Raw genomic sequence first — 19,016 nt, 5'->3', positions numbered from 1 at the left:
CAAATCAACCGTACTTCCGATAATTGGATCAAATAGGCCGGATTGATACGGCGATGACATAATTCCAATGGAAGCACAAGCGATGAACGACCTACTGGCGATCCCTTGCGTCCTGATGAGAGGCGGCACTTCAAAAGGTCCGTTCTTCCTGGCAAACGATCTTCCCGCGGAGGCGAGCGAGCGGGACAAGATCCTGCTGTCCGTCATGGGTTCGGGTCACCCGTTGCAGATCGATGGCATCGGCGGCGGCAACCCGGTGACGAGCAAAGTGGCCATCGTCGGACCTGCCACCATCCCCGGTGCGGACGTGGATTACCTCTTTGCGCAGGTGCGGGTCGACCAACAGCTCGTCGACACGTCACCGAACTGCGGCAACATGCTTGCTGCGGTTGGCCCTTTCGCCATCGAGGCGGGTCTCGTTCCGGCCCGAGGCGAAACGACGCTCGTCCGGATCCATAACGTCAATACCGGCAAGATGATCGAAGCCGACGTTCCCACGCCGAATGGCAACGTCTCCTATCTCGGCGAAGCGGCGATCGACGGTGTACCGGGCAGCGCAGCGCCGATCGCCCTGACCTTCATGGACGCAGCCGGCGCGCGTACCGGACAGCTTTTCCCCACCGGCAATCCGATCGATTGCATCGACGGTGTGGCTGTCACATGCATCGATTGCGCCATGCCGATGATGTTGATCGAGGCAGGCGCGGTCGGCGCAACAGGCTTCGAGTCAGCGGCTGAACTCAATGCTGATAAGGAATTGCTGGGAAGGCTGGAAAAGCTGCGCATCGCTGCCGGAGAACGGATGGGCCTTGGCGACGTGCGGAACCAGGTGACCCCGAAGCCGGTGCTCATTTCCCGGCCAACGTCGGGAGGCGACATCAGCGTACGGTATTTCATGCCGCACCAATGTCATCCTTCGCTGGCGACGACTGGGGCCGTGGGGATTGCCACCGCCTCCATAAATGAAGGCACCGTTGCTTCCCTTCTCGTCGGCACGCGCAAAGCGCCGGTGGTGTTGTCGATTGAACACCCGAGCGGCCACCTGGACGTCAAACTTCATGAAAGGGACGGCAAGGTCGTTGCCGGCATCCTTCGCACCGCCCGCCGGCTGTTCGAAGGATACGTCTTCGCAAAACCTGTCTCGCAACTGGGTTGCGCGGCATAATGATCGTGGCCGCCGGGAGGGCGCCACCAACAGGAGGAGAATACCATGCGCAAGCTCATGCTCGCCCTCGCGGCAACCGTCGCCTTTGCCGGTTCCGCGTTCGCGGATCCCGTCCGCATCAGCGTCGGTTCTTATAATCTCAACAATCTTCCCTTTCCGGTTGCACAGGGTCTCGGCCTTTATGAGAAGGAGGGCCTGGAGGTGACGGTAGAGAACTTTGCGTCGGGCGGCTCGAAGACGCTCCAGGCGCTCGTTGCCGGCTCGACGGATATCGCCGTCGGCTTCTACGACCACACCATCCAGATGCAATCTCAGAAGAAGGCCGTCGTGGCCTTTGTGCAGCTCGCCCGCAATTCCGGGCTGGTGCTGGCTGGTGGCAAGGACAGCACGTTCGACCCGGCAAAGCCGGAAACGATCAAGGGCGCGAAAATCGGGATCACTTCGCCGGGCTCGTCTTCCGATTTCTTCGTCCGCTACTACCTGCAGCGCAACGGCTTGTCCGCGGACGACGTCTCGCTGATCGGCGTCGGCTCCGGGTCTGCCGCCGTGGCGGGCCTTGAACAGGGCAAGGTCGACCTCCTCGTCAACTACGATCCGGCAGCGACCTTCATCGAGGCCAAGGGCGTCGGCAAGATCCTGATCGACGGGCGCAGCGACGACGGTGCCAAGGCGATCTATGGCGGGATTTACCCAACCTCCGTCCTCTATGCCACGCAGAGCTATATCGATGAAAATCCGGAGACCATCCAGAAGGTCACGAATGCGACGGTCAAAGCGCTCGAGTGGATGAATAGCCACTCCGCGGAAGAGATCGTCGACAAGCTGCCGAAGGAATTCATCTCCGGCGATCGTGACACCTACGTCAAGGCGGTCGAGAACGCGAAGGCGATCTTTTCAAAGGACGGCCGTATCAACGAGGAGGATATCAAGACTCCGCTCGCCGTCCTGAAGAGCTTCAACGAAAAAGTCGCCGCTGCCGAAATCGACCTTACGAAAACCTACACCAACGAGTTCGTCGGCAAGGTCCCGAACGTCGCCGCCAACTGACAGGAGGAGGTCATGGCATTGGCCGTAGTGAATACCGCACCCCCGACGGACAGACCCCATCAAGCAAAGCCGATGGTTTCCATCGACTCGGTCACCATGTCCTTCGGTGCCTACGTGGCCGTGCAGGATGTGAACCTGAGTGTTTCCGATGGCGAGTTTCTCGCCATCGTCGGACCTACCGGATGCGGCAAGAGCACCATACTCAATGCGATTGCCGGCCTGTTGAAACCTGCGAGTGGCACTGTATCAATTGATGGTCAGCCGGTGCGCGGGGTCCAGAACGACATCGGTTATCTGTTCCAGCAGGATGCATTGCTTCCGTGGAAGACCGCGATCGAGAACGTGGAACTCGGTCCCATGTTCAAGGGTATCGGCGCTGCCGAACGTCGCGAGCAATCGATGAAATGGCTGGCGAAAGTCGGACTGAAAGGGTTCGAACATCGCTATCCGCATCAGCTTTCCGGCGGTCAACGCAAGCGCGTGCAGATGGCGCAGGCGCTGATAACTGGCCCCAAGGTCATCCTGATGGACGAGCCGTTCTCGGCGCTCGACATCCATACCCGCCACCTGATGCAGAATGAGCTATTGCGGCTTTGGCAAGAGGAGCGGCGTGCCGTGGTGATGATCACACACGACCTGGAGGAGGCCATTGCTCTCGGCGATCGGGTCGTGGTGCTTGCCGCCGGACCACGCTCGCGCGTGATCGACAGCTTCCCGGTCGATCTCGAACGCCCGCGCGATGTCGCCGAAATCAAGCTCGATCCGCGCTTTATGGATCTTTATCGCAACATCTGGTCGTCGCTGCGCGGTGAAGTGGAGAAAAGCTATGAACGCCATGACTGAACGTTTAATCCAGGCCGTGCTGCTGGTGACGGTTGTGGGCGGCTGGCAACTGGGTGTCGAAGCAGGCGTGATCGACGTCTTTTTCTTCCCTGCGCCTTTCGACATCATGAAACAGATCGTGGCCTGGATCATCGATCCAGGCTTCTATAAGCACGTTTCGATCACGCTCACAGAGACGGTGCTCGGATACGTGATCGGTACCGCCCTCGGCGTGGCGGCCGGCGTCTGGCTGGGGCTTAGCCGCGGTGCCTATCGCATCCTCGACCCCTTCATAAAGGCGCTGAACGCCATCCCCCGCGTGGTGCTCGCTCCGATCTTCGTGCTTTGGCTCGGCTTGGGGCTCTGGTCGAAAGTGGCGTTGTCGGTGACGTTGGTTTTCTTCATCACCTTCTTCAACGCCATGCAGGGCGTGAGGGAAGTCAACCCGGTGGTACTGGCGAATGCCCGGATTCTCGGGGCCAAGCGCTCAAGCCTGCTGACCCACGTCTATTTCCCGGCGGCGGCCAGTTGGATTCTGTCTTCGTTGCGCACTTCGGTCGGCTTTGCCGTCGTCGGGGCGATTATCGGCGAGTATCTCGGCTCCTCCGCCGGCCTTGGTTATCTGATCGCTCAGGCCGAAGGCAACTTCGACGCGGTCGGCGTCTTCGCCGGCATCATCATCCTCGCTGTGTTCGTGTTGATCATCGACCGCATCCTCGACATCGCCGAGGCCCGGCTGATCAAGTGGAGCCCTCACTCGACCGAGAGCCAGGCCACCTGACGGGCGGCGACGGCGCCGGGCGGCAATGATGCCGGCCGGCGACCAAGGCGACAACGGAACTGAGGCTAACGGGGCGCTGTTGCCGCGAGCCTAACTTTCACTCCAACGACCTCGGAAAATTCGTATACTTGAGTGTCGATCAGGTCGAACGACCGAACCACGTTCAGGGGCGACCGTCCGTTTGTGCGGCTTTCAGTCGAGCGACAAGCATTGCTTTGAATCCGGCTATTTCTGGGCGGTTGCTGCGGTCTCCCCCGGCGACGGTCGAGACCTTGTCCCCAGGTTTGAACGGCCCTTGCTGACCGGAGCCAGGTTTTGCAGGAACGCCGCAATCGCCTTAGCGTCATCCTCGGTGAGTTCCGCGAAAGCATGCCAGGGCATGATCGGCGCAAGGATGCGGCCATCCGGCGGTTCGCCGGTCTGAATCGCCTTGACGATGTGCCCTGCTGTTCCAGGTGCCGATGCCGGTCTCCTTGTCGGGCGGGACGTTGCGCCGAACAAAGACACCTTCACCCGGAATCTCGAAACCCACATCCGAGCCGCCGAGAACCTCGCCAGTGCTCTGCATTATCCGGTTGGGAGACGCGGCTTGGGCGGCCTGGGAGATCCTAACTGAAGTGCAACACGCCGGTTTTAGGGTAGGGGTTCAGCCTCCCTCTTGCAAATGTGCCCGAAACACTTCGGCCGGTGTTCTGAGTCGAGGCACTTTCTCGGCTGGTCGTTGAGATGGCGAGCAAGCTGGATGAGCTTGCGTTGCGACACGCCTGCAAGGTCGGTATCGCCTGGCATGAACCGGCGGATGCGCTTGTTGGTGTTTTCCACCGCACCCTTCTGCCACGGCGCGCTGGGGTCGGGGATAGCGATGCTCGTCCGGCATCCGCCTGATGATTTCGTCGGTGCTTTTGTGCTGGCAGTACGACGCGATTATTCTTCGATACGACGCTTCTCTCCCGGGGGAAGCCCATGCTCGATCAACCTGTCGAGGTAGTCGCAGTAAGGACTGCCTTCATAGAATGGGTGGGCCGCCTCTCGGACGTATTCCGCATTCAGGTTTGGAAACTTCTTCAAAGCGTCAGAGATCCAGATCTTTACTTCATCGGTATTGCCCGCCCTGAGGGCGAGCAACGCTGCCCCAATGAATGGATAATAGGTTGTGCGTTCGAAGGACGCGCCTTCCCGTAGATGCATCCGGGCCGTTGAGAGGTCATCGGGCTCGCCCCTCAGCATTAAGCCAATACCGAGTAGTGTCTTGAACGCAAACGTAGATGGATCGTGAGGACTGAGATCGATGGCATTTTGTGCGGCCCTAATCGTCGTATCGGCGTCCCTGAGCCGCACAGCTGCCATTCCATGTGCGAAGTGAAGAAACGCGTAGTTGGGATTTAATGCAAGGCCCTGTTCAGCGACAGGCATGGCCTCAGCCGCTCGCCCGTCCACCGTAAGAAGGAGCGACATCATCGCGTACGCGATATCGCTCCGCCTGTCGATTTTTAATGCCTTCGTGGCGAACGATAATCCTTCCTTGACAGCGACAGGCACGTCTGCGGCACGCCCCCAAAGGACGAGTGCGTATCGGTGACGAGCTAAATAGGCGTAGGGAAGTGCGAAATTCGGATCGTGTTCGAGAGCTTGTCGAAGGAATTTCTCGGCAGTGGCTTGAGAACCTGCTTCGAAGGAAAGCAATTCAGCAAGGCCGCGGTGACAAAGTTCCCAAGCAGTAAGGTTGTCGGTCGATTTGGCGAGGGCGAGGCCCCTTTCGTGCGCTCCCAGTTCTGGTTCGATGCCCGCGATAATTCGGCGCGTTATCTCATCCTGCACATCAAAAAAATCGGCGATCGGACGATCCCACCGCTCGGCCCAGATGTGTGCTCCGGACAGCGCGTCGATTAGCTGTACAGTAATCCTCAACCGATCACCTGACCGCCGAACCGATCCTTCCACGACATAGCGCACACCAAGTTCTCGGGCGATCTGGCGTACGTCCTTAGCTGTTCCCTTGTAGGCGAAAGTCGAGTTGCGAGCGATCACGAACAACCATCGAAAGCGACCTAGTTCCGTGATGACGTCTTCGACCAGTCCGTCGACAAAGAAGTCCTGATCGGGGGTGGCAGAAAAATTTTGAAATGGGAGAACCGCGATCGAAGCACGTTCCTGCCCAGAGAGCCGAACCGGGCTCGGCGCCGTGCCGTCCACCTCGACCTGCCACACGTCAATTGGTTCGGGGATGTTCTTAACGGACTGCGGCCCGAGCCGCGTCATCCCAGCCTCTATCTTGCCTTGCACATGATCGTAGATTGCACGAGATATGCAGATGCCTCCGGCGGGTGCGATGGTTTCCAAACGCGCAGTGATGTTGACGCAGTCGCCGAGGATGTCGTCCCCATCGATCACCACGTCTCCCAGATGAATACCGATCCGGAAACGCAGACGTCGGTCTTCCCCTTGAGGAGACTCGCGCGAGATCAAGTTGCGCTGCATTAGAAGAGCCGCTCTTACCGCCAACACTGGCGATGAGAAATCGACTAGGAGCCCGTCGCCCATGGTTTTGACGATGCGGCCACCGCCTTCCATAATCGCCGGGTCAATCACGCAGGTTCGCGCGTCGCGCAGCCGCGAAATGGTGCCTTCCTCGTCCGCCGCCATGAGACGAGAATAGCCGACCAAATCGGCAGCCATTACTGTGGTAAGGCGACGTTCCATGCTTGCCCCTCCGCCAAGAAAATACAGTATCGCCTGACAAGCAAATGCGAAAGCGCTCCTGAACCGCGCCAATTAGTTGTCGGTTTTAGAACTAATGTCCATCCGGTAGAAAGCCGCTCCCGACTTGTGACCTGAGTCGTTGCAACTCCATTCGCTCGCCAGCGATCCAACGCTGCGGGCGACCGGTACTCTCGATATTGGGGTTTGAGACGTCATGATCGGCCGCCGAGATCGATGAAATCCCCGGCTTTGGGGTGTCGGATAGCGTTAGAAACAAGGCCGCGCCGCGAGACAAAGGGGTTGATAGGCTATGCATTGCGCCCTTGTTGTAAAGCACCCCGATGTCAGCGATCGGCTGCCGAGATATCGTGGTGACGGCTCGCCACTTGGTTGAGCGTGGCACCGGTCCCGATGAACGTTACCGGAGCCCGCTAGGCAGGGTCGAGCGTTCGACTTGGTTCAAGGCGAGGGATAGGAGACATCCGTCTGCCGGCTTCCGGTCGTCGAGTGGAGAGTTCGCGTTGCTATCCCTGATCTGAACGCCCGGGGAGCGTCAGGAGCTGATACTTGGCCAGTGTGATCCGAGCGTCGCAATTGGAGCCGTTAGTTGGCGGACTGCTTTCGGGGAGCAGGCGCTGAAAGCTGACATTCGTTCATCAGCGACTCGAATGTCCGCTTGGCCCGCTGCAGACAATTTTTGCTTCCGGCGCCTATGCATGACCTCGAATGACCGGTCTACGGCAGGGAAAGTTTGGGACGCTTGCGCTTCCTGCGCGAGCACGCTAATCACTGAACTATATGGTTCAGTATGTAAGTCCTCCCCTCGATCTCTCTTTCGCGGCGCTGTCCGATGCGACCCGCCGCGGGATCATCGATCAGCTTGGGCAAGGGGACGCGTCGATCACCAGTCTCGCGGATAAGTTCCAGATGACACTGACCGGCATGAAGAAGCACATCCAGGTTCTCGAGCGGGCGGGGCTCGTCGTCACGCAGAAGGTCGGACGGGTGAGAACCTGCAAACTTGGGAAACGCGGCCTCAAGGCGGAGGCCGAGTGGATCGAGGCGCATCGCAAGCTCTTCGAGGCCCGCTTCGAAGCATTGGACGAAATCATCAGCGAAATGCAAAAGGAGGGAAGCGATGAATCAGCAAGTTAACAGTCCAGGTGGTGAGCAGAACCGCATGTCAGTCGAGCGCAGAGGAGATCGCGAACTCGTCAGCCAGCCCGAGCTGTTCCAGCGCTGGTGGGTGCCAAAATCGGCATCCGGCGTTTCGCTCGTATCGTGCGATATGGACGTCCGTACCGGCGGCAAATACCGGCTGGTATTCGGCGTCGGTGGTTCGGACACCATGGCCTTCTACGGCAAGTATCTCGAGGTGGTGCAAAACGAGCGCATCGTCTGGACCAACGACGAGGGCGAAGAGGGCGCGGTCACGACCGTGACTTTCGAGGACCAGGGCGGAAAGACGCTGCTGACGTTTTACGAAGTCTATCCGTCCGCGGAGGCGCTTGAGGAAGCACTGCAGGGCTCGGCGGCCGCATTGCCGGAACAGCTGGAGCAGCTCGACGAATTGCTTTCCAGCAAAGACGAGTAGTCGGGTAACTCGCCTCGGGGGAACGTATGCTCTTGGGAAGTGACTCCACCAGCCTTTCCGGCCGGAGCGAAGGCCCGTCAGCGGCGGGGGGTCGAAAGAAGACGGACTGCCTTTGGAGTGCACGCGATGAAAGTTGACCTGCGTTCACACTAGAACAGATGGCCGGTAGTCTTGCGAACCACATCATTGACAACGAGAGCGGGGGACGCTCCTCGCACGCAGCGCTATCTCAGATCAGGACACGACGATCGCCTTGGCTGCTACCCGCCCTGTGTTGGACACTCCTTACCGCTGGCTGAGCGGCATCCGACGCTAACGGCAGTCGGAGATGAAGACTAACAGCGTGATTTTTTGCACGCAGCCTTGTGAGGCAATCGTCATGTCGTTGGGTTGGTTTCGATCGGCAATGTGAAAACAAACGTCGATCCCTGAGGGGCGTTTTTTTCTGCCCACAGACGTCCGCCGTGAGACTCGACGATCGAACGGCAGATCGCCAATCCCATGCCCATGCCGTCGTTCTTGGTGGTGAAGAACGGTTCGAAAATCCTGTCGGGGTTTTGGACCCCAGCGCCCCAATCGCTGACAGCGATGCGGATCATGTCATCGATACGCGACGCATGCAGGCTGACCATTCGCAGATCCGCAGTGAATGCCATCGCCTCTATGCCGTTTCGGATTAGGTTGACCAGTATCTGTTGAAGCTGGACGCGATCCATGGCGACCGGAGACAGGTCACCTTCGACATCGACCTGTATGCGGACGCGGCGCCGCATGGCTTCCTCGGCCATAAGGCTGCGCACTTCGGCAATGACTCCGTCCACCGTTGTGCTCATCCCAGGTTCAACCGACCTTGTGAACAATGCACGGATGCGGCTCACGACGTCTGCGGCGGCGTTTGCATCGCGAGTAATGCGTTCCACCGTCCTTTGCGCTCGCTCAAGGTTTGGCGGATCAGCAGATAGCCAGCGTTGGCACGCATGGGAATTTGTCACGATCGCTGCCAACGGCTGGTTCACCTCATGGGCGATCGAGGCGGAAAGTTCGGCAAGGCTAGCGGCTTGAGACGCACGCGCGAGACCGTCGCGCGCAGCCCGCAAATCTTCCTGGGCCCGAACTTCGCTGTCTATGTCGATGCAAATGACGTTCCACTGGACGACCAGCCCCTCTGCGTCCCTCATAGGCGCTGCTCGGGTTTCCACCCAGCGATACTCTCCGTCCGACCGACGAAGTCGATGCTTCTGTGCATAGGGCGTGCCGGTCGACAAGGCATGGCCGCAGCTCTCATGGACCTGAGGTATATCGTCGGGATGGACGGCAGCACCAAGCGCGCCCGACGGCCTTGCTTCGCCCGAGGCGTCCGGCGCTTCCAACTTGTACCCCAGATACTCGCGAAGCTGTTCGCTGCGGTAGACAGGATCACCGTTCGGGTCGGTGCATTCGACCATCGCAGGCAAGGTTTCAATGAGCTGTCGAAGCGAGCGCTCACGCTCGCGCAAGACCTGTTCTACACGGAGCTGATCGTCGATGTCGTGACAAATGCCGAACCATTGCAGGATCTGACCGGTGGCGTCCCGCAAGGGGGCGCCGCGGCCCGACATCCAGCGATAGACGCCATCGGCGCGGCGTAGCCGGTAGTTTAAGGAGAAGCTCTCGCCAGTGACGAAAGCCTCTCTAAGCGTGGCATCCATCTTCGCTGCGTCATCCGGGTGAAGCGCGGCCGTTATGGCAGCGGCGAGAACGCTGCCGGTCCCCTGATAGTCCTTCACGTCGTGGCCCAGGAATTCAATCAGGCTCTTGCTGAAGAAGACCGGTTCCCCATCCGTGTTTAACCGCCAGAGTGGGCTGGGCACCATATCGACCAGCTGCGAGAGTTCGCGTTCCCGATCGAATAGCCGTTGTTGGACGCGCACTTCGTCGTCGACATCGATGGCAACGGCATACCACTGCACGATCGTCCCGCTTTGATCGCGCAATGGCTCGCAGCGTCCATCCACCCAGCGGTATGCGCCGTCGGCGCGCAGCATGCGATATCTGTTGGAGAATGGTTCACCGGTGGAGAGGCCGTGCGTGGCGTTCTCACGCACGGAGGCAATATCGTCTGGATGGACGACAGAACGCATCATCGCGCCCGCGCGGGGCATGCCCGGCTTGTTCACGTCGATGGCATCGAATCCGAGGAAGTCCACCAACCGCTTGTTCAGAAAGCTCAGTTCTCCGCTGGCGGTCTGGCGAGCGATGAAGGCCGGCAGCATGTCTACGAGCAGGGACAGCTCGCGCTCGCGATCGTGCAATGCGTTTTGAGCCCGCATCTGATCGTCGATATCAAGCGAAACGCCATACCACTCCTCGATCTCTCCTTCATGATTGCGACGAGGTTCGACCCGGCATTCCACCCAGCGATATCCGCTTTCAATTTCAAGCCAACGAAAGCGCAACGTCGCGCTACTGCCGGTCTCGAAACATCTTTGCAGCGTGTCCCCGACGGCCGAAGCGTCGTCCGGATGGATCAGCTTCTGAAGCAGACTTTCGATACTCTGCTCCCCGTGCGCTTCGAAGCTTGCGACAACCGAGCGGAAACGGTCTCGGAACTGTTTGTTGAAGTAGACTGAGCCGGTCGATGGCATCGCGCTCCAGATGCGGACCGGCACTGCGTCGATCATCAGTTGAAGCTGCCTCTGACTACGGCGCAATGCGTCCTCGGCGTGGGTCAGATCATCGATGTCATGGCAAATGCCGTACCACTGAACGATCCGCCCTGATTGATCCCGCATTGGCTCTGCCCGGCTCGACATCCAGCGAAAGACGCCATCGGCCCGGCGCAGGCGATACCGCATAGCAAAGTCTTCACCGGTTTCGAGGCAATGTCGAAGCAGGTCAACGAATGCACCTGCCTCGGCGGGATGCACGGAGGCTTCGACCATGGCTGCCAGTCGGGTTTTTCCCGGTTTGTCCGTGTCACAAATGTCCAAGCCGAGAAAGTCGACCATGCGTTTGTTGAAGAAGGTCGGCTCGCCATCGGGGGTCAAGCGCCAAACGTGACTTGGCACCATGTTCACAAGGTGCAGCAGCTCCTGCTCCCGTTCGCGCAGTGCTGCCTGCGCGCTTACTGCGTCTTCGATGTCGACGGAAACGCCATACCATTGCAAGATCGTTCCGGCCTCGTCACGCATGGGCGCAGCCCGGCTCTCGACCCATCGATGGGGACCATTTGCGCGCCGCTGACGATATCTGCCCGCAAAGGTCGTGCCCGCCTCGAAGGCGCGTTTCAGCGCCTCATCGGTGGCAGTGCGGTCATCCGGGTGAATGTCCGTCAAGGATCGTCTTCCGTTGGCCGCAACCAGATCCGTCAGCGCCAGCCCGGTCGTGTCGGTGGCCCACTTGTTGAGGTAGCTCGGCGTTCCGTCAGGCGTGGCGCTCCAAATGAGAGCCGGAACGGCGTCGATCAAGCGTTGCAGCCGGAGTTCGCTTTGACGAGCGGTGGCGAGTGCCAGTTGGTGCTGCCTGGAAATGGCTGCGACGACAAGCGCCGAGAATGCGGAAATGACGAGGAAGAGCTGCAGCATGACCTGCTGTTGCCTTTGCGATCCGGCATCACCGATAAACTGGCTGTCTCCGGATATCGTGAGCGCCATCGTAATCAGCGTCAGGAGCGTCAAGGCGACGGCGGCACCTCGGAATTCGAATCGTGCGGAGGCCCAAAGCAGAAACGGCAAAATGATATAGGGAGAGGGGAAGAAGCGAGCACTCAAGGAAAGGGCGGCAACGCCCAGGAAGATGAGGCAGAGAACGGCAGCCTCCGTCCAGCGTTCGACAGATGGATTTGACCCTCCGCGCCAGGAGCGGACGAGGACCAGCACCAATGGTGCTACCAGCAAGATGCCTGTCGCATCTCCAATCCAGAACAGTGGCCACACGGACGCGAATGTCTGGGATTTCACGCCGAACCAGGCAAGGGTTGCGCTCCCGACGGTCGCGCTTGCGAGTGGTGCTACTCCCGCCCCCAATATGACGAAAACCAGGACCTGCTGGAGGGTTTCCAGTCGGATGGGGCGACCTATGGCGCTGCTTACGAGCATCGCACCCACGGAAGCGCAGAGCGCGTTGCCGACGAAGATCAAAAATCCTGCGGGAATTGGGCTGTGAAACCAGACAAGCTGGGCAAACATCTCGGCAAGGCAACCGCTGACGATCCACCATGGCCAACTGTAGGGAGAGGTGAGGATGAGTGTCGCCATAAATACGCCGCCGGGAGGCCAGATCGAGACGGTGATGCCCGGGACGATAGCGAGCACATTCGCGAATCCGCAGCCCAGCACGTAGGCTGCGAAGAACGCGACCAGATGCAACAGCTGTGGGCGGCTTGATCGAAACTGCCGCCACTGTGAAGCAGGCCCGAGGGACGGTCGGTCGGTGGGCGCGCGCGGCAACGCGCTCGCCGCGGGCCCTGGCGACGTTCGCTCGCGCCCCTGAATAGGCTGGCTGACTGTCTCTGAATGGCTGTCGCCAACTCTAGAAGCTGATTCCATCGGCTGCTCCGATCGGACAGAGAAAGCCTGGGCGCAGTAGGCCCTACCAAGGCAGTATAAACGCATTCGGATGGGACGAACCATTCACCCGTTTCCCTTGATCCTATCGCAATCACAGCCATGCCGCAGCCTATGGAAGTCCATGATGCCTGCGGGGATTGTCAGCGCTCTGCCCTGCGGTTTCACGCAGAACCTCGACCGAGCGCTTCGAGACGTCGCGGCGATCGGCAGGTGCGCCGGTCGATCGGAACCATGCCTTACGGGTGGTGACAAGGCTATCTTGACGAAGGCTGGCTCATCTGCCGGTCTCGCGACGAGACGATAGTCCCGTTTGTGCCGAAGCAACCATCTATCGGCCTGGCTGCAGTGCATTAGGGAACCGTCTTGCCGTCCAGGTCGAGCTGCCAGACGAGGCCGAGAGTTACTCTTCGCCTATGCGGAGGTACAGCTTAGAATACACGGCGAGTTGTCATAGATTTCCATAGGATGCAGGGGAGACGCGGCGAGAATAGGATGGGCGGCTAGTTCGCGCAGTCCGGATATCGAGAACGACTGCTATGCAGAGCGCTGATAGTGGCTTCCTCGTCCTGCAGGAGAAGGCAATGACGAAAGCGTTCGACACACCTGACGAAATCGGGCTGGAAGCAATGCAGGCGGTGCGGATCATCGAAAGTGTGGTCGGCAACGCTTGGGCTGCGAACCCGGCCGGTGAGATCGTTTGCGTCAGCCCTGCGGTGCTGTCGCGGCTGGCCCTGACGCTTGAGGAGTTCAGCTCACAGTCGGATGGTGGTCCTCTCGGCTGGAGGAGAATGATCCATCCGGACGATTACGGACGGTCAATGGCGCTCTGGCACTGGTGCCTTGAATCGGGCGAGCACTTCAATATCGAGCATCGAACTCTGCGCAAAAGCGGCGCTTACGGTTGGAGCCGCACGTCTGCTCAGCCCTTGCGCGATGGTGATGATCGTATCCTTGGCTGGTACGGCGCCATAATCGACATCGAAACGTCTGACGCGGCCGCTCGTTTTGCCGATACGGCGGAGGCGGCCGTACAGGAATTGCCAAGCTCATTGAGCGCAATTCACCCCGACGATCGAACTGCAGCGGCGCATGCGGCCGCGCGTGCGTTCTGGACGGGTGTTCCCCAGGTCACCAGGCACAGACAGCGACAGCCCGACGGCAAGTATAGGTGGACGGAAACCCGTGCCGAGCCGGGGTACAGCGTCAGCGTCGACATCGACGAGTTGGTGACGGATCGCGAGCCTCGTATGGTTACGGCGTCCGATACCGCTGGTGAGCCAGAACCATTGCGGTCTGCGAGAGCTGTCGAGAGCATATTCGGCAACGGCTGGGCTTTCGATGCGCGCGGACGCTGGATTTACCTGCATCCATTTGCGCAGAACTCGCTCGGCGTCACTGCGGAACAACTGAACGTTTCCGTTGACGAAGGTCACACGGCCTGGAAGCAATTGCTGCATCCGGACGATTACGAGCGGACCGCAGCGGCATGGAATCGTTGCCTCGAAACGGGGGATGACTTCAACGTCGAGTTTCGCTTCCGCCGCGTATCTGGAAGTTATGTCTGGGCCAGGACTGCCGCCCGGGCCGCCCGCGACGCCCGAGGCCGCATCGTGGGCTGGTTCGGCATCGCGCTCGACATCGATGTTTACAAGAAGACCGTTGAGGCGTTGCGTGGCCGAGAGCTCGAACTCTCGCAGCTTGTCGACATGGTCCCGGTTCACATCCGCCGACTGGGGCCCAACGGCGAACCGACCTTTTTCAACAAGCGCCTGCTTGATTTCTATGGGTGGAAAGATCTCGCACAGTTGGAAACACCGGCTGGCAGCCGTCTGACGACGGCGATGGAAATGCTCGTGCATCCGGACGACTCCGCGCGCCTCCTGGAAGCGGTCCGCCATTCCGTTGCGACAGGCGAATCTTACGGAATGAAGTACCGCTTGCGCCGCTCGGACGGCGTCTACCGTTGGGTCGACGGGCGTGCGGCGCCGCTGATCGACCCGGAGGGGGGAATTGCAAATTGGTATGCGATCTCGATCGACATCGATGATGAGATGCGTGCACAGAACGCGTTGCGCGACCGCGAAAGAGAACTCCTACAGCTCGTCGATATCGTTCCCAGCCTGCTTTGGCGCCTGAACCGTCAGGGCGAGCCAACATTTTTCAATAAGCGGCTGATGTGCTTTCTGGGTCTGGATGCAGCGAGTTCCGATCAGCCGGACCCGCGCCGGCTGGCGGCCATCTTCAGAGGAGCCGTCCACCCGGACGATGCATCCGGTCTTGAGGACGCACTGAACCGATCTATCGCCACCGGCGAAAACTTCTCGAAAAGGTTTCGGCTGCGCCGCTCGGATGACGTCTATCGCTGGGTTGAAAGCAATGCAGAACCCCTGCGCGACGACAGTGGAAAGATCGTGCAATGGTACGGGCTGTCACATGATATCGACGATCAATTGCGGGTCGAGGAAGCGCTGCGCGAACGCGAGCGATCGCTTTGGCAACTGGTCGAGACATTGCCGGCGATGATCGACTGCGCCGCGCCAAACGGCGAGCCGGTCTATCGCAGCCAGCAGTTGCGGGAATTTCTCGGGTATAATCTTGAAGATCTGGACGGAACCGGGAAGTCTCGGCTGGACGCAACGCTTGATGCAGGGGTGCATCCCGACGATGTTGCAGGGGTCAAGGAGAAGTATGCGCATTCCCTGGCCACGGGTGAACCTTATGCGCGCAAACACCGTCTGCGGCGGTTTGACGGCGAGTATCGGTGGGTCGAGACCAGAGCGGCTGCCATGCGCAATCTGGAGGGCGCCATCATCCAGTGGAACGTGATTTGCCTTGATATCGATGGCGAGGTTCAGGCGCAGGACGAATTGCGTCTTGCGCAAGAGAGGCTTTCCAGAGCCAGCCAGTCGGCGAGCCTGGCTGAGCTTTCCGCATCAATTGCCCATGAGGTGAACCAACCATTGGCAGCGATCGTGGCCAACTCCAACGCCTGTCACCGTTGGCTGCTGGCCGAACCACCCAATCTCGATCGGGCAAAGATCACAGCCGAACGCATCATCCGTGACGCCAACTCTGCGGCGGAGGTCGTCAGCCGCATCCGCGCCCTGTTCAGACAGCGCGTCGAGCCGCAGAGTAATACCGATCTTGTGAACGTGATTGCCGAAGCAGTTCATCTCATCACAGAGGAGGCCATGCGCCGTCGCGTCCGGGTCGAGCTCGATATCGAGCGAGCCCTCCCGAATGTTGTCGTCGACCAGGTGCAGATCCAGCAGGTTCTGGTGAACCTCATTCGTAACGGTATGGACGCGATGGACGCCGCTGTTCGCGACCGCGTTGTTAGCGTCAGGGTCCATCGCGTTGGTGATTTTGTTGCGACCGAGGTCAGTGACCGTGGCATGGGTGTCGCGTTTCCTGAACGAATTTTCGAAGCCTTCTTTACGACGAAAGTGAATGGAATGGGGATGGGCCTGGCAATTTGTCGTTCGATCATTGAGTCGCACGGGGGGCGACTGTGGGTGCAAAATAATGAACCGAGTGGCGCAATCTTCACGTTTACGTTGCCGATTGAAGTGGAAGCGGCGGCATGACGAACGACGAATACACAGTTTTCATCGTCGATGACGACAATCGGATCCGCGAGGCTCTGTGCGAGCTTTTGGCCTCACACGGTATCCAGTCGATCGCCTTCGGTTCGGCCGGAGACTATGTCAATTCAGAGAAACCAGACACGCCAGCCTGCCTGCTGTTGGATATCGAGTTGCCGGACATCAACGGTCTGGATCTTCAAAGTGAAATAGCGACAGGGGAACATCCACCGATCGTATTCATAACCGGTCACGGAGATATCCGTTCGTCGGTGCGCGCCATAAAGGATGGCGCGGTGGACTTTTTGACCAAACCGTTTACCGACGCGGATTTGATGGCCGCCATTCACACGGCCATTGCCCAAGACGAGAAAAGACGAGCCGAGCGCGCAGAGTTCGCAAAGCTGAGGCGGCGCTATCTCGACCTGACACCGCGCGAACGCGAGGTGCTGCCGCTGGTCATAAGCGGGCTACTCAACAAGCAGGCGGCCGCGGAACTCGGCATCAGCGAGGTGACCCTGCAGATCCACCGGCGAAATGTGATGCAAAAGATGAAGGCGGGTTCTTTTGCCGACTTGGTCCGGATCGCGGAACGTTTGAAGATCCCCATCACGCATGCCCGCAAGACCGGCGTGAAATCGATGGCTTTGCCGCATCGGCAGGTCGTCGCGATTGTTGACGACGATCCGAGATTGCTGGAGTCGCTGGAGGACCTCTTGGAGTCGGCCGGCTACTCGGCTCGCAGCTTTTCGTCGGGCCGATCGCTTCTTTCCGCTGGGCTACCGGGTTTGGATGCGCTCATCACGGATATCGGTATGCCGGGAATGGACGGGTTCGAACTTAGAGACTTGGTAAAGAGGAAAGAGCCGAGTCTGCCTGTTTTCCTGATGACTGGACGGCACGAGATCGCCGATCAGCTGAGTGTGCACGACCGGACTTGCTGCTTCAGAAAACCCTTCGATGCGCAGGTTCTGCTTGCCACGCTTGCCGCTGCATTGTCCGACCGAGATATGGAGGGGAGCGATGAAGCCTGAACTACTGCTCAAACCGACGGTCGTTTCGCACGCGCACCGTCAAAGCGAACGCCCGCTCGTCGTGATCGTCGATGATGCGCGCGGGATGAAACAGAGGCCAATCTGATGCAACACGCTCAAACCAAGGCGGAAAAGCTTGCGGAACCTATCGTCTACGTCGTTGACGACGACGAGGCGATGCGGGAAGCGTTGCTCGATTTGTTCACGGTGACCCAAAAGCGGGCGACTGCCTTCTCGAACGGTCCAGAGTTCTTGGAGACTGCCGACATTCAGGCGCCCGGTTGCCTTGTCCTGGATCTGCGTATGCCGGGCGGCACCGGCCTGGACCTACAGGAACATCTCCTGCTTGCCGGGAGCCGGCTGCCTGTCATCTTTCTGACGGGTCACGCAGACATTCCAACAAGCGTAAAGGCGATGAAGGCTGGCGCCATGGATTTCCTCACAAAGCCTTTCTCCGACCAGGATCTCCTCGAGGCCGTAGATCGTGCCATAAAGCTCGACGCCGAGCGTCGCAAAGTCGAGGCAGAACGCGACCGGATCCAGGCGCTGGTGGATACCCTTTCTCCTCGCGAGCAGGAAGTGATGTTTGCGGTGGTCAGTGGCCTTATGAACAAGCAGGTGGCCTACCAACTCGGAATTAGCGAAATGACCGTAAAGCTCCATCGGATGAGCCTTATGCGCAAGATGCAGAGCCGTTCGCTGGCAGATCTCGTTCGGAAAACCGAACAGCTACGACGCAATTGAGCGACGCGCGGACCCGCAGGATTCGACCCTAGTCAAGAAAAGGAGGCCGCCTGCCCTTGGTCAAACGGCCCCTAGGTGTGCCGGCCTTGGGCGGCCGTGCCGCGGGGAGGGGACTGCGGCACTCAGATAATCACCTCCTGACGAAGGTGCCGGCCAAGGATGGTGCTGGAAGCCTACCGTCTTTCACGCACCTACATCACTATACGTTCGTTTAGCGAAGCCGATCGCGACGCGAAGCCGGTTGTTTGTTGGACACATCACGCTGCGGACCGCAATGGGGCCAGGACGGCCGGAAAAGGGGCGCGACCGACTCTTGCGGTCGCAAGCTCAGGCAGCGACCTCACTGAAGCAGTTCCGACTTCCTTACGAGGTCGCTGAATGTACGTGCCTGCATCTTTTTCATCGCGCTTGCGCGATGAAGCTTGACCATGATTTCGCTGATCCCCAGTTCGAATGCGGCCTGCTTGTTCATGAGACCTTGGGTGACAAGCTTCATTACCTGCCGTTCGCGGGGGGTGAGGCTGGCCGCGCACTGGCGGGCATGTTTTCTCCTTGCAGCCACTTCCCGCTGCTTTTTTCCTTCCTCCATAGCTGCGGCCACCGCACAAAGCAGGTCATTCACCTCGAAGGGTTTCAACAGGAAATCGACGGCTCCCGCCTTCATGGCAGTGACGCTCGTCGGGACGTCTCCATCGCCGGTCATGAAAACGATCGGAAGGTCGAAGCCCGCATCCGACAGTTTCCTTTGATACTCGATACCGCTCATGCCGGGCAGTTTCACATCGAGCAACAGGCACCCTGCGGCCTCCGGATCCCCCCTTTCGTCGAAATCCGCGGTGTCGACGAAGGCTTCGGCCTGTATTCCTGAAGAACAGAAGAGTTCCAGCAGCGCCGAGCGAATCCTTTCATCGTCGTCGATGATGTGGACTATGTTCACGTCGGTGGCTGCTTCGATGGGGTTTGAACGTTCGGGCATTGTTTAGCTCCCTTGATCGTCA

12 protein-coding genes and 3 pseudogenes are annotated in these 19,016 nt (G+C 59.4%); 10 read left to right on the top strand and 5 right to left on the bottom strand.

What is annotated here, in order from left to right:
- The first annotated feature begins 82 nt into the window (after positions 1–82).
- Genes ASE60_RS03620 through ASE60_RS03605 form a run of 4 tightly spaced genes read left to right on the top strand, consistent with a single transcriptional unit; the run spans position 83 to position 3,815 of the window.
- Positions 83–1,165: a 4-oxalomesaconate tautomerase gene (locus ASE60_RS03620; RefSeq protein ID WP_057248374.1), complete on the top strand. Its 1,083-nt coding sequence runs from the start codon at positions 83–85 to the stop codon at positions 1,163–1,165.
- A gap of 45 nt (positions 1,166–1,210) precedes the next feature.
- Positions 1,211–2,212: an ABC transporter substrate-binding protein gene (locus ASE60_RS03615; RefSeq protein WP_057248373.1), complete on the top strand. Its 1,002-nt coding sequence runs from the start codon at positions 1,211–1,213 to the stop codon at positions 2,210–2,212.
- 12 nt (positions 2,213–2,224) lie between these two features.
- Positions 2,225–3,055 carry an ABC transporter ATP-binding protein gene (locus ASE60_RS03610; RefSeq protein ID WP_057248372.1) on the top strand — a complete coding sequence of 277 codons (831 nt, stop codon included), beginning with the start codon at positions 2,225–2,227 and terminating at the stop codon, positions 3,053–3,055.
- A complete protein-coding gene (locus ASE60_RS03605) occupies positions 3,039–3,815 on the top strand; it encodes an ABC transporter permease (RefSeq protein WP_057248371.1) in 777 nt (258 codons plus the stop codon). The genes ASE60_RS03610 and ASE60_RS03605 overlap by 17 nt, the downstream gene beginning before the upstream one ends.
- 225 nt (positions 3,816–4,040) lie before the next feature.
- Here the strand turns inward: ASE60_RS03605 and ASE60_RS35440 are convergent.
- The 3 genes and pseudogenes from ASE60_RS35440 to ASE60_RS03590 form a co-directional block, all read right to left on the bottom strand.
- Positions 4,041–4,362, bottom strand: a pseudogene (locus tag ASE60_RS35440) (cytochrome c); the annotation flags it as partial.
- Between the two features lie 99 nt (positions 4,363–4,461).
- Positions 4,462–4,667: pseudogene (locus ASE60_RS03595) on the bottom strand (IS30 family transposase); the annotation flags it as partial.
- A gap of 72 nt (positions 4,668–4,739) precedes the next feature.
- A complete protein-coding gene (locus ASE60_RS03590) occupies positions 4,740–6,515 on the bottom strand; it encodes an adenylate/guanylate cyclase domain-containing protein (RefSeq protein WP_057248370.1) in 1,776 nt (591 codons plus the stop codon).
- Positions 6,516–7,313: 798 nt separating this feature from the next.
- On the opposite strand from ASE60_RS03590, the gene ASE60_RS03585 reads away from it, so the two are divergent.
- On the top strand, positions 7,314–7,670 hold the full coding sequence (locus ASE60_RS03585; protein WP_057248369.1) for a metalloregulator ArsR/SmtB family transcription factor: 357 nt from the start codon (positions 7,314–7,316) through the stop codon (positions 7,668–7,670).
- Positions 7,654–8,109 (top strand): SRPBCC domain-containing protein, encoded by a 456-nt coding sequence (locus ASE60_RS03580; protein WP_057248368.1) that lies wholly within the window; start codon positions 7,654–7,656, stop codon positions 8,107–8,109. The genes ASE60_RS03585 and ASE60_RS03580 overlap by 17 nt, the downstream gene beginning before the upstream one ends.
- A gap of 377 nt (positions 8,110–8,486) precedes the next feature.
- On the opposite strand, the gene ASE60_RS03575 is transcribed toward ASE60_RS03580, so the two are convergent.
- Positions 8,487–12,635, bottom strand: coding sequence for a PAS domain-containing protein (locus ASE60_RS03575; RefSeq protein ID WP_082615721.1), 4,149 nt, complete (start codon positions 12,633–12,635; stop codon positions 8,487–8,489).
- Between the two features lie 602 nt (positions 12,636–13,237).
- Between ASE60_RS03575 and ASE60_RS03570 the strand changes: the two genes are divergently transcribed.
- The 4 genes and pseudogenes from ASE60_RS03570 (at position 13,238) to ASE60_RS03560 (ending at position 18,018) form a co-directional block, all read left to right on the top strand.
- Positions 13,238–16,243 carry a PAS domain-containing protein gene (locus tag ASE60_RS03570; RefSeq protein WP_082615727.1) on the top strand — a complete coding sequence of 1,002 codons (3,006 nt, stop codon included), beginning with the start codon at positions 13,238–13,240 and terminating at the stop codon, positions 16,241–16,243.
- A pseudogene (locus ASE60_RS35435) lies at positions 16,240–16,866 on the top strand (response regulator); the annotation flags it as partial. The gene ASE60_RS03570 and the pseudogene ASE60_RS35435, both read left to right, overlap by 4 nt.
- A gap of 15 nt (positions 16,867–16,881) precedes the next feature.
- The gene (locus ASE60_RS35430; RefSeq protein WP_176707579.1) at positions 16,882–17,274 is read left to right on the top strand and encodes a response regulator; all 393 of its coding nucleotides are present in this window, start codon (positions 16,882–16,884) and stop codon (positions 17,272–17,274) included.
- 105 nt (positions 17,275–17,379) lie between these two features.
- Complete coding sequence (locus ASE60_RS03560) at positions 17,380–18,018, top strand: response regulator transcription factor (RefSeq protein WP_057248366.1); 639 nt, start codon at positions 17,380–17,382, stop codon at positions 18,016–18,018.
- A gap of 340 nt (positions 18,019–18,358) precedes the next feature.
- Here the strand turns inward: ASE60_RS03560 and ASE60_RS03555 are convergent, their stop codons facing one another.
- Positions 18,359–18,994 carry a response regulator gene (locus ASE60_RS03555; protein ID WP_057248365.1) on the bottom strand — a complete coding sequence of 212 codons (636 nt, stop codon included), beginning with the start codon at positions 18,992–18,994 and terminating at the stop codon, positions 18,359–18,361.
- Between the last annotated feature and the right edge of the window lie 22 nt (positions 18,995–19,016).

The sequence above is a fragment of the Ensifer sp. Root278 genome (assembly GCF_001429285.1).
GTDB lineage: Bacteria > Pseudomonadota > Alphaproteobacteria > Rhizobiales > Rhizobiaceae > Ensifer.
The sequence above is the reverse complement of the archived record's forward strand: the minus strand, read 5'-3'. Positions and strand labels throughout refer to the sequence as shown.

Coding starts and splice junctions, on each gene's coding strand:
- ASE60_RS03620 (WP_057248374.1), top strand. CDS start 83: ATGAACGACCTACTGGCGATCCCTTGCGTCCTGATGAGAGGCGGCACT.
- ASE60_RS03615 (WP_057248373.1), top strand. CDS start 1,211: ATGCGCAAGCTCATGCTCGCCCTCGCGGCAACCGTCGCCTTTGCCGGT.
- ASE60_RS03610 (WP_057248372.1), top strand. CDS start 2,225: ATGGCATTGGCCGTAGTGAATACCGCACCCCCGACGGACAGACCCCAT.
- ASE60_RS03605 (WP_057248371.1), top strand. CDS start 3,039: ATGAACGCCATGACTGAACGTTTAATCCAGGCCGTGCTGCTGGTGACG.
- ASE60_RS03590 (WP_057248370.1), bottom strand. CDS start 6,515: ATGGAACGTCGCCTTACCACAGTAATGGCTGCCGATTTGGTCGGCTAT.
- ASE60_RS03585 (WP_057248369.1), top strand. CDS start 7,314: ATGGTTCAGTATGTAAGTCCTCCCCTCGATCTCTCTTTCGCGGCGCTG.
- ASE60_RS03580 (WP_057248368.1), top strand. CDS start 7,654: ATGAATCAGCAAGTTAACAGTCCAGGTGGTGAGCAGAACCGCATGTCA.
- ASE60_RS03575 (WP_082615721.1), bottom strand. CDS start 12,635: ATGGAATCAGCTTCTAGAGTTGGCGACAGCCATTCAGAGACAGTCAGC.
- ASE60_RS03570 (WP_082615727.1), top strand. CDS start 13,238: ATGACGAAAGCGTTCGACACACCTGACGAAATCGGGCTGGAAGCAATG.
- ASE60_RS35430 (WP_176707579.1), top strand. CDS start 16,882: ATGGCTTTGCCGCATCGGCAGGTCGTCGCGATTGTTGACGACGATCCG.
- ASE60_RS03560 (WP_057248366.1), top strand. CDS start 17,380: ATGCAACACGCTCAAACCAAGGCGGAAAAGCTTGCGGAACCTATCGTC.
- ASE60_RS03555 (WP_057248365.1), bottom strand. CDS start 18,994: ATGCCCGAACGTTCAAACCCCATCGAAGCAGCCACCGACGTGAACATA.